The following is a 7917-nucleotide window of genomic DNA, read 5'->3' as shown; positions in this document are numbered from 1 at the left end:
CTTGAGCAGCCACGACACGGCCAGGTAGCCGACCACGAACGACACGGCCGTCGCGACGAGGGTGTTGCCCCAGCCGACGCCGCCGGAGATGTTGTCGTACTCCGACACCGACTGCAGCACCGTCGCGCCGAGCAGCGCCGGGATGGACAGGAAGAACGACAGCTTCGTCACCGTCACCCGGTCGAAGTCGCGCAGCAGACCGGCCGACATCGTCGCCCCCGACCGGGACACCCCCGGGATCAGCGCCACCGACTGCACGACCCCGATGATCAGCGTGTCCTTCCACGTCACGTCGTCCTCGTGCCGGATCTGGGTGGCGGCGCGGTCGGCGAACCACATCACCCCCGACCACAGGATCAGCGCCGACGCGACGAACCACAGGCTACGCAGCGTCGTCGTGATGGTGTCCTGGAACAGCAGGCCGATCACGCCGATCGGCAGCGACCCGAGGATGATCGCCCAGCCGTAGCGCCAGTCCGGGTTCGTGCGGGCCTCGGCGTTGAACAGGCCCCGCAGCCAGGCCGGCACGATCCGGCCGATGTCCTTGCGCAGGAAGATCACCGTGGCGAGCACCGCACCGGACTGGATGATCGCGGTGAACGCGGTGATGTCCGGGTCGTCGATCGAGTAGCCCAGCAGCTTCTCCGCGATGGTCAGGTGACCCGTGCTGGAGATCGGCAGGAACTCCGTGACTCCTTCGATCGCACCCAGCAGCACCGCTTCGAAGATGTTCAACCCTGACCCTTTTCCGTGATCGACCCAGCGAGGAGAGAGGATAGGCGGTCGGTCACCCGGCCCCGCGCCCGGCTGCGCGTTCAGCCCGGGCGGCCGCGATCGTGTACGCGGGGTCACGATCCAGGTTGTGCCGGTCACGGTCGTAACGCCGGGTGGTCCGCGGATCGGCGTGGCCCATGGCGTCCTGCACGTCCTCCAGCGCCACCCCCTCGGAGCGGGCCGCCGTCGCGAACGCGTGCCGCAGCGAGTGCGGCGACAACCGGCCCGCGGCTTCGATCCCGGCGGCCTGCGCGAGGCGCCGCACCAGCCGGAACACGGCGTGCCGGTCGACCCGCCCACCGGTCGACGTGGTGAACAGCGGCCCCTCGGTGCGCTCCCCCAGATACGCGTCGACCGCCTCGGCCGCCGCGGGGGTGAGGACCCGGCGGCGCGGCTTGCCGCCCTTGCCGACGAACCGCACGCAGCGGTGACCGCGTTCCCAGCCCATGTCGGTGACGTCCAGGCCGACCAGCTCACCGACGCGCAACCCCAGGTCGGCCAGCAGCAGGATCATCGCCCTGTTCCGGGGGCCGTCGGCCGCGGCGATCAGCGCGTCCACCTCGCCCGGGGTCAGCCCGACGGTGGCGGAGTGGTCGCGGGCCACGGGCGGCCGGTCGGCGCCGGCGACCGGGTTGGTGTCGACCGCCCGCAGCTTGAGCAGGAACTCGTACCAGCTGGACAGGCCGGACAACTTGCGGGCCACCGTGGTCGGCGCCAGCGCCGCGGACTCCAGCCGGCGGGCGTACGCGTTCACGTCCAGGAACGTCGCGGCCAGCGGGTCGAGGTCCCGCTCGGCGCACCACGACAGCCAGCCCGTCACATCGCGCCGGTACGCCGCCCGGGTGTGCTCCGACAGCCGCCGGTTCGCCAGCCACGCCTCGGTGACCTGCTCGGCGGGCCGCTGCGCGAGGGCGGACACCTGCCGCGGAACCAGGGACACGTGCGAGATCCTGTCAGCTCTCGACGACTTTGCCCGCCACGACATGCCAGCGCCTGGTCAAACCGATCGCGTCGGCGAAGTACCGGTCGTGCGTGACCACCAGCAGCGTCCCCCGGTACCGGCGCAGCGCCTCCTCCAGCACGTCGAGGGCGTCGAAGTCGAGGAAGTTCGTCGGCTCGTCCAGCAGCAGGATCCGCTGCGGGCTGTTCACCATCACGGCCAGCAGCAGCCGGCGCAGCTCACCGGCCGACAGGGTGTGCAGCGGCGCGTCCCACATGTCCTCGTCGAACTGGTGGCCGGCCAGCAGCCGCTCCGCGTCGTCGACGTACACGGGCACCTGCGAGCGGAAGAAATCCATCACCGGCTGGTCGGTGCGCAGGCCGTCGGAGGTCTGCGGCAACGTCCGGGTGTCGTCGCCGGCCAGCTCGTTCAGCAGCGTCGTCTTCCCGGCGCCGTTACGGCCGGTGATCAGGATCCGGTCACCGCGGCGCACCCCCGGCGGCCCGGCCAGCACCTCCTCACCCGGGCCGCCGTCGTCCTGCGGGAACGCCAGCGTCAGCGGCGGGCGCCGCCGCGGCTCGTCCACCCACCGCAGCGACTCCATCTGCCGGCGTAGCCGCCGCTCCCGCACCTTCGCCTTGCGGGCCACCTTCCGCGCGACCCGCCGCAGGTGCGGCGCCTCCACACCCGACCGCACGGTCAGCTCCACCCCGAGCGCCTGCCGCTTGGTCAGCTCGATGTCCTGCTCCCAGCGCAGCCGGTCCTTCTCCTGAGCTTCGAAGTCCAGCAGCCAGCGCCGCCACCGCCGCGCCTTCTCCGCCCGGTACGCCGTGTAGCCGCCGCCGGGGAAATCCTGCGGCTGCTCGTGCACACCGTCCAGCTCGATGATCCGGGTGACGGTCGCGTCGAGGAACGCCCGGTCGTGGCTGACCGCCAGGACCGCCCCGCGGAACCCGGCCAGCCAGTCCCCCAGCCACGCCGCGCCCTCCGCGTCGAGGTGGTTGGTCGGCTCGTCCAGCAGCAGCACGTCCGGATCCTGCAGCAGCGCCCGGGCCAGCAGCACCCGCGCCTGCTCGCCGCCGCTGATCCGGTCCAGCGGCCGGTCATCGCTCAGATGGGTCAGCTCGAGCCGCTGCTTGATCTCCGCCAGCCGCGACTCGGCCGTCCACCCCTGCAGCGCGGTCCAGCGTTCCTGCACCGCGCCGTACTCGTCGAGCACGTCCTCGGTGAGGTCCGCCTCCAGCTGCCGCATCCGCTGCAGCACGTCGCTGAGCTCGCCCAGCCCGGCGAGCAGGAAACCGCCGACCGTCCCGTCCGGCTCCGGCATCTGCTGCGGCACGAACGCCACCCTGGACCCCGGCGCCGGCGTCACCACGCCGGACGCCGGGCGCAGCTCACCCGCGAGGACCCGCAGCAGGGCCGTCTTCCCGGCGCCGTTCGGGCCGACCACACCGATCCGGTCGCCGTCACCCAGAGTGAGATCAACATCGGAGAAGAGCAGATCACCGTCGTAGGTGCAGCTCAGCGAGGCCGCTTTCAGCACAGGAGTCCTCCAGGACAAGACCGATCATCGGGTACGCACACAGCCCGCGGTCACATCACATGAAGAACAGAACCCTCCCGGCTCGGCAACGACCACCACCCTGCCCCGCTGCGCCGCCCGCCGCAATCCCATTACGCGCCGCGCGTATTCGTGCCGCCGCCGGCGCAACGTGGTTGCCCCCGCCACGACGCTGCGGGCACAGTCGAGCCCATGCGCCTGCTCCTGCTCGGCGGCAGCGGCTTCGTCGGCCGCGCCGTCGCCGACCTCGCCGTCACCCGCGGCCACGACGTCACCATCGTCAACCGCGGCCACCGCCCCGCACCCGACGGCGTCCGCACCCTCATCGCCGACCGCACCAAAGGCCTCGACGTCCTGGCCGGCCTCGACTTCGACGCCGTCGTCGACACCTGGTCCGCCGCCCCCTCGGTCGTCCGCGACGCCGCCCGCGCCCTGTCCGGCCACGCCGGCCACTACACCTACGTCTCCAGCCGCAGCGTCTACACCGGCACCGGACCCATCCCCCTCACCGAGGACTCACCCCTGACCGACGGCGACCCCGACGCCGCGGCCACCACCTACGCCGCCGACAAACGCGGCGGGGAACTCGCCGCCGACACCTTCGACGGGCCCGTCCTGCACGCCCGCGCCGGCCTCATCCTCGGCCCCCACGAGGACGTCGGCCGCCTCCCCTGGTGGCTCAACCGGCTGCACCGCGGCGGACCCACCCTCGCCCCCGGCCCGGCCGGTCTGCCCCTGCAGTACATCGACGCCCGCGACCTGGCCGCCTTCCTGCTCGACGCCGCCGCCCGCGGCCTGACCGGCCCCTACAACCTGGTCGGCCCGCCCGGGCAGACCACCATGGGCGAGTTCCTCACCACCGCCAACGCCGTCACCGGCAACCACGCCGACCTGCGGTGGCTCGACCCCGAACCCATCCTCGCCGCCGGCATCCAGCCCTGGACCGACCTGCCCCTCTGGCTCCCACCGGGCAGCGACCACGACTACCTGCACCGCGGCGACGTCAGCAGAGCCGTCGCCGCCGGCCTCACCGTGCGCCCCCTGGCCGACACCGTCACCGACACCTGGGCCTGGCTCGGCAGCATCGACGGCCCGCCACCACACCGCACCGACCGCCCCGCCGTCGGCCTCGACCCGGCCCTGGAACGGAAGGTCCTCGGCACCCGATGACCCGCATCGCCGTCGTCGGCGCCGGCATCGTCGGCGCCACCATCGCCCACTACGCGACCCGCCGCGGCGCCGACGTCACCCTCATCGACCCGGGCCCACCCGCCACCTCGGCCACCGGCGCATCCTTCGGCTGGATCGGCGAGTCGGTGCTGCCCGGCGGCGTCCTGCGCGAGTGGCGGCGCCTCGAAGAAACCGTCCCCGGGGTAGGCGTCTCCTGGACCGGCTCGCTCACCTGGCCGGCCCCGCCACACCCGCCCGGCGCCACCACCCTCGTCGACGGCACCCTCGTCGACGGCACCCCGATCGACGCCGCACTCGTCGACGCCGCCCGCATCGCCGCGCTGCAACCCCGCCTGCGCACCGTCCCGGCCTCGGCCGTCCACCGCCGCGAGGACGGCGCCCTCGACCCCCGCGCCGTGATCGCCGCGGTGACCGCCGGCATCACCCGGACCACCGCCACCGCCACCGCCGTCCACGCCCACGGCGTCGAGACGACCGCCGGGCTCGTACCCGCCGACACCACGATCGTCGCCGCCGGCGCCGCCACCCCCGCCCTGTGCGGGGTGCTACTGCCGATCGGCACCGCACCGGCCGCCCTGGTCCGCTACGACGCCCCACCCGGCCTGATCAACACCGTTCTCAGCGGCCCCGATCTGGAGATCCGCCAAGCCCCCGACGGCGAACTCCTCGCCCCGTCCGACTGCAGCGCCCACCCCGGCCGGGCCGAGCTCGACGCCATCGCCCGCCGCACCACCGGCGCCATCACCGCGACCCTCGACGGCACCGACACCATTCGCCTGCGCGGCGTGCAGGTCGGCCACCGCCCGATGCCCGCCGACGGCAACCCCGTCATCGGCCCGCTCGACGACCACCTCTACGTGGCCGTCATGCACTCCGGCGTCACCCTCGCGCCCCTGGCCGCCCGCCTGATCACCCAGGAGATCCTCGACCGGCATGAAGCCCCCGAGCTGGCCGCCGTCCGCCCGACCCGCTTCGGAGTCAGCTGATGTGTTCGTGTGGGCCGGCCGCCGAACGCAGGAAGCAGCGGACGCGGTCGAGCAGGTCCCGGCTGGTGAAGGGCTTCTCGATGATGGTGACGCCCTCGGGCAGCGTGCCGTTCTCGGTGAGAACCGGTTCGGCGTAGCCGGACATGTAGAGCACCGGAACGTCGGGACGCAGCGAACGGATCCGGGCGGCGACCTCATTGCCGGTCATCTTGGGCATGATCACGTCGGTGAGGAGCAGGTCGATACCGCCGGGATGCGTCTGGGCGAGGTGGATGGCCTCCTCGCCGCCGCTGGCGGTGAGGACCTGATAGCCGGCGCGGGTCAGGATCCGGCCGGTGATCACGCGGAGGTCGTCCTCGTCCTCGACCATCAGGATGGTCTCGTGCGGTGATGCGTCGGTGGCCGCGTCGACAGCCACGACCGAGCCGGAGGCGGTCTCGTCGGGACGGGCGTCGACGGCGGGCAGGATGACGGTGACCGTGGTGCCGATGCAGTTCTCGGAGTACAGGTGCACGTCGCCGCCGGCGGCGGTGGCGATGCCGTAGACCGTGGCGAGGCCGAGGCCGGTGCCGGACCCCTTGGGTTTGGTGGTGTAGAACGGCTCGAAGGCGCGTTCGATGACCTCGGGGGGCATGCCGCAGCCGGTGTCACTGACCCGCAGCCGCACGTACCGCCCCGGCGCGAGCGGTGAACCGGTGAGGTCGTCGTCGTTGATCTCGGCGTTGCTGGTGTCGATCGACAGCGTGCCGCCGCCCGGCATCGCGTCGCGGGCGTTGACGGCCAGGTTGACCAGGATCTGCTCGAGCTGACCGGCATCGGCGTAGACCGGCCACAGGTCCCGGTCCGGGTGGGTGATCAGGTGGACGTGTTCGCCGATGGAACGACGCAGCATCTGCTCGACGTCGCCGATCACATGGTTCAGGTTGAGCACCGTGGCCTGAGTGATGTCACGGCGGCCGAAGGCGAGCAGTTGTTTGGTCAGCCGGGTGGCGCGTTCCGCGGCCCGGGCCACCTGGCCCAGATCCTTACGGGCGACGGCCAGGTCCGCCGGATTCAGGTCCGGCGCGTCGAGGACCTCGGAGATCATCTCGGCGTAGTTGCTGATCACGGCGAGAATGTTGTTGAAGTCGTGGGCCACACCGCCGGCGAGTTGACCGAGGCTCTCCAGCCGGCGGGCGTGCTGCAGGCGGCGCTCGCCGGCGTCCCGTTCGGCCTGGGCAATCAGGCGTTCGCGTTCGGCCTGGGCGATCAAGCGGTCGGTGACGTCACGGATGGCGGTGGTCACGATCACGCCGCGGTCGGTGTCGACGGAGGACAGGCTGATCTCGGCGGGGAACTCGGTGCCGTCCTTGCGTACGGCGGCCAGCGCGGCGCCGGCACCCATCGGCCGGGTCCGCGGGTGCGCGAAGTAGCCGTCACGGTGGTGGACATGGCCGGAGCGCAGCCGTTGCGGGACGAGAACGTCGACCGACCGGCCGAGCAGTTCCTCGCGCGGATACCCGAACAGCCGTTCGGCCTGGGCGTTGATCAGGGCGATGGAACCGTCGGGAGTGACGCCGATGATCGCGTCCGGGGCGGCCTCCAGGAGACCTTCGAACATCGTCTCGGCGCGCTGGCGCTCGCTGATGTCGCGGGAGATCGCCGCCACACCGGTGACCCGGCCGGCGGTGCCGGTGATCGGGGACAACGTCAGCGACACGGTGATGGTGGCGCCGTCCTTGCGCCGGCGCTTGATCCGGTACTGGTCGATACGCTCGCCGCGGGCCAAGCGGGCCATCAGCTTTTCCTCGGTCCGTTCCTGCCCGGGTGGAAACAGCATGGACCCGTGCCGGCCGAGCACTTCCTCGCGCCGGTAGCCGTAGAGGCGTTCGGCGCCGGTGTTCCAGCTGGTGATCACGCCGTCGAGGGTCTGGCCGATGATCGCATCGTGTGACGACTCCACGATCACCGCGAGGCTTTCCCGTTCGGCCAAGGTCTGCGCCCGCCGGGCCAGCGCCGCGGCGCGGCGGGCCAGGTCGGTGAACGCGGTGAGGTCATCCTCGGCGAACAGGCGGCGGTAGCGGTTGAGCAGCAGCAGCGCCCCGCCCGTCCCGTCATCGGCGAGTACCCGCGCCACCGTCACATACCGCGTGTCACTGGCCTGCGCCAACATGACCGCCGCCGCGGGCGGACGAGTCCATCCAGCCAGCGCATCGATCGTGGCATCAGCGGCGAGGAGCTCGCCGTATTCCGCGCCGGTGCAGTGATGATCGCCGGCCGGCAGGCCGGCCTGCCCGCTCACCTGCACCGCGCCGGCGTGCGTCGGCATCAGCATCACCACGGCATCCGCGCCGAGCACCGCGGCGGCGCTGTCGCAGTAGCGCTGCCACGTGCGGGTCGCCGGCTCGTCCGGTGGAGCGTCGACCATCCGGCCCAGGACCGCCGACGTCGCCTTCTGCGACCAGGTGTGCCGCAGCCAGCGTGGC

The 7917-nt window shown here is 72.3% G+C and carries 6 protein-coding genes; 2 read left to right on the top strand and 4 right to left on the bottom strand.

Annotation, left to right across the window (positions count from 1 at the left end; genetic code table 11):
* The 3 genes from AB0M20_RS17000 to AB0M20_RS16990 all read right to left on the bottom strand — a co-directional run.
* A partial coding sequence (locus AB0M20_RS17000) for an undecaprenyl-diphosphate phosphatase (protein ID WP_364299047.1) occupies positions 1 to 735 on the bottom strand: 735 nt, incomplete at its 3' end.
* 52 nt (positions 736 to 787) lie between these two features.
* Positions 788 to 1759, bottom strand: a complete 972-nt coding sequence (locus AB0M20_RS16995) for a tyrosine-type recombinase/integrase (protein WP_364299045.1) — start codon at positions 1757 to 1759, stop codon at positions 788 to 790.
* Entirely contained in the window at positions 1728 to 3257 is a 1530-nt protein-coding gene (locus tag AB0M20_RS16990) for an ABC-F family ATP-binding cassette domain-containing protein (RefSeq protein ID WP_364299043.1), read from the bottom strand. Before AB0M20_RS16990 ends, AB0M20_RS16995 begins: the two co-directional genes overlap by 32 nt.
* A gap of 210 nt (positions 3258 to 3467) precedes the next feature.
* Between AB0M20_RS16990 and AB0M20_RS16985 the strand changes: the two genes are divergently transcribed.
* Together AB0M20_RS16985 and AB0M20_RS16980 are read left to right on the top strand one after the other, a co-directional pair.
* Complete coding sequence (locus AB0M20_RS16985) at positions 3468 to 4445, top strand: NAD-dependent epimerase/dehydratase family protein (RefSeq protein WP_364299041.1); 978 nt, start codon at positions 3468 to 3470, stop codon at positions 4443 to 4445.
* The gene (locus tag AB0M20_RS16980; RefSeq protein ID WP_364299040.1) at positions 4442 to 5452 is read left to right on the top strand and encodes an FAD-binding oxidoreductase; all 1011 of its coding nucleotides are present in this window, start codon (positions 4442 to 4444) and stop codon (positions 5450 to 5452) included. The genes AB0M20_RS16985 and AB0M20_RS16980 overlap by 4 nt, the downstream gene beginning before the upstream one ends.
* Here the strand turns inward: AB0M20_RS16980 and AB0M20_RS16975 are convergent.
* Positions 5445 to 7917: PAS domain S-box protein (locus AB0M20_RS16975; protein WP_364299038.1), on the bottom strand; the 2473-nt coding region annotated here is incomplete at its 5' end. The genes AB0M20_RS16980 and AB0M20_RS16975 overlap by 8 nt on opposite strands.

It is taken from the genome of Actinoplanes sp. NPDC051633 (assembly GCF_040681735.1).
GTDB lineage: Bacteria > Actinomycetota > Actinomycetes > Mycobacteriales > Micromonosporaceae > Actinoplanes.
Note: the sequence above shows the minus strand (reverse complement) of the source record. Positions and strands in the feature narration are given on the sequence as shown.

Coding starts and splice junctions, on each gene's coding strand:
- AB0M20_RS16995 (WP_364299045.1), bottom strand. CDS start 1,759: ATGTCGTGGCGGGCAAAGTCGTCGAGAGCTGACAGGATCTCGCACGTG.
- AB0M20_RS16985 (WP_364299041.1), top strand. CDS start 3,468: ATGCGCCTGCTCCTGCTCGGCGGCAGCGGCTTCGTCGGCCGCGCCGTC.
- AB0M20_RS16980 (WP_364299040.1), top strand. CDS start 4,442: ATGACCCGCATCGCCGTCGTCGGCGCCGGCATCGTCGGCGCCACCATC.